This window comes from Parafrankia sp. BMG5.11 (assembly GCF_004337455.1).
Window position 1 is genome coordinate 1 of the sequence record NZ_SJXI01000188.1, and the last position, 1,722, is coordinate 1,722.

General features: G+C 71.7%; 2 protein-coding genes. Both read left to right on the top strand.

The features are described from left to right. Positions 1-1,095, top strand: a 1,095-nt coding sequence (locus tag E0504_RS49525; protein ID WP_131628091.1) for a CaiB/BaiF CoA-transferase family protein, incomplete at its 5' end; no start/stop codon positions are given. A gap of 34 nt (positions 1,096-1,129) precedes the next feature. Continuing rightward, the coding region (locus E0504_RS49530) for an SDR family oxidoreductase (protein ID WP_112109399.1) at positions 1,130-1,722 on the top strand (593 nt) is incomplete at its 3' end.

A 1,722-nucleotide genomic window follows, 5' to 3' on the forward strand; every position in this document is an offset into this window, starting at 1 on the left:
GGGGACGCGATGCGCGCGCTGGCGTCCTCGGGTGTCGCGGTCGTCCCGAAGGACGTCCACGTGCTGCTGGAGCACTCCAACCGTGGCAAGCGCAGCCTGGGCCTCGACCTGACCTCCCAGGCCGGCCGCGACATCCTCTACAAGCTCGCCGGCACCTGCGATGTCTTCCTCACCAACAAGCTGCCCAGCGTGCGCACCAAGCTGCACATCGATGTCGAGGACATCCGCGCCCACAACCCGAACATCGTCTACGTCCGTGGGACCGGCCAGGGTGAGCGCGGGCCGGACGCCGACCGGGGCTCCTACGACTCGCTGGCCTTCTGGGCCCGCGCCGGCGTCGCCGTCGGCAGCATGCGGCCCGAGTACAGCCACGTCCCGGTCCCGCCCGCGCCCGGTTTCGGGGACTCGATCGGCGCGATGACGATCGCCGGCGGGATCATGGGCGCGTTGTTCCACCGCGAGCGCACCGGTGAGGCCACCGAGGTCGACGTCTCCCTCATGGCCACCGGGATGTGGGCGATGGGCCAGGCCCTCGCCCTGTCGCTGCTGCTCGACATCCCGTGGACCCCGCCGCCGCTGGACGCGCCGCGTTCCAACCCGCTGACCGGTAACTACCAGACCAAGGACGGCCGCTGGCTGTCGTTCACCTGCCTGCAGGCCGGGAAGTACTGGGCTCCGATGTGCGAGGCCATCGGGCGTCCCGAGCTGGGCGCCGACCCGCGTTTCGTCGACCACGCCGCGCTGATGGCGAACAGCCGGGAGGCCATCGCGATCCTCGAGGCCGCCTTCGCCGAGCACCCGCTGGCCGAGTGGCGTGAGCGGCTGGCGACCTTCATCGGCCAGTGGACGGTCGTGCAGGACACCCTGGAGGCCGCCGCGGACCCGCAGGCGGTCGCCAACGGGTACGTCCAGGACTGCGCCACCGCCGCCGGCATCCCGTTCCGGATGGCCGCGGCCCCGGTGCAGTACGGCGGGAAGCCCGCGCCGGCGGGCCGGGCGCCGCTGTTCAACGAGCACGGCGACGAGATCCTCGCCGAGCTCGGACTCGACACCGACGCCGTCCTCGACCTCAAGATCCGCGGCGTCGTCGCATGACCCCCACCTCAACGAAGAGCCAGGAGACACTGAGATGACGCTGTTCGACGCGTTCCGATTCGACGGGAAGCGGGTCCTCGTGGTCGGCGGCGCGACCGGCATGGGTGCCGCCGCCGCCGAGCTCGCCCAGGCCGCGGGCGCCGAGGTCATCGTCGCCGACTACGCCGAGGTCACCCTGCCCGGCGCGAAGTCGATCCACGTGAACCTCGCCGACGCCGCCTCGATCGACGCGGCCGTCGAGCAGCTCGGTGGACCCGTCCACGCGCTGCTCTCGGCCGCCGGTGTCGCCGACGGCACCCCGGGCATCGAGCGGATCAACTTCATCGGCCACCGCTACCTCATCGACCGCCTGCTCGCCGGCGGGCTGCTGCCCCGCGGCTCCGCGATCGGCTTCATCTCCTCCGCGGCCGGCCTGGGGTGGGAGGCCAACCTCCCGCTGCTCAAGGAGTACCTGGCCATCACCGACTTCGACGAGGCCACCAAGTGGGCCGTCGAGCACGGCAAGGCCGACTACATGTGGAGCAAGCAGGCCGTCTGCGCCTACGTCGCCACCCAGGCGATGCCCCTGCTCAAGCAGGGCATCCGCATCAACGCGATCTGCCCCGGCCCCACCGACACCCCGCTGGC